This window comes from Faecalibacterium sp. BCRC 81149 (assembly GCF_022750605.1).
In the GTDB taxonomy this organism is placed as follows: Bacteria; Bacillota; Clostridia; order Oscillospirales; family Ruminococcaceae; genus Faecalibacterium; species Faecalibacterium duncaniae.
This window is the reverse complement of the sequence record NZ_QXJA01000047.1, coordinates 1-514: the sequence shown is the minus strand read 5'-3', so window position 1 is coordinate 514 and position 514 is coordinate 1. Positions and strand designations below refer to the sequence as shown.

General features: G+C 45.7%; 1 protein-coding gene and 1 pseudogene. Both read left to right on the top strand.

Annotation, left to right across the window (positions count from 1 at the left end):
* A partial coding sequence (locus tag D3F01_RS15890) for an ATP-binding protein (RefSeq protein WP_242889618.1) occupies positions 1-264 on the top strand: 264 nt, incomplete at its 5' end.
* 26 nt (positions 265-290) lie between these two features.
* Positions 291-514, top strand: a pseudogene (locus tag D3F01_RS15885) (nuclear transport factor 2 family protein); the annotation flags it as partial.

Below are 514 nucleotides of genomic sequence, written 5' to 3'. Positions count from 1 at the left end.
GGCGGGAAAATCGCTGTGTCGGTGGTGCTGTGGGAAATGTATGTGGAGATCAAAGTGACCGACACCGGCAAGGGCATTTCCGAAAGCAATCAGGCTGCCATCTTCCGGCGCTTCTATCGTGAGGAAGAAGTACACGAACAGCAGGGCGTGGGCATTGGCCTGTATCTGGCCCGCGAGATTGTAATGCGGCAGGGCGGCTATGTCAAAGTGGTTTCGGAGCCGGGCAAGGGTTCGGAATTTTCCATTATGCTGCCTACAAAATGAAAGTAAACAAGCGAGGTGTTTCTATTATGAATGAACGAGAAAAAATAATCCGACTGTGGTTTGATATGTGGCTTTATCAGAAAGATATGGGCATTGATGATATTTTTGCGGAAGATGTACTCTATACAGAAAGTTGGTGTCCCCAGTATAGCAATCGTAAAACAGTAAAACATTGGTTTCAGGAGTGGAATACCCGTGGAAAGGTGGTAGTTTGGGAAATCAAGCAATTTTTCCATAAAGAAAATCAAAC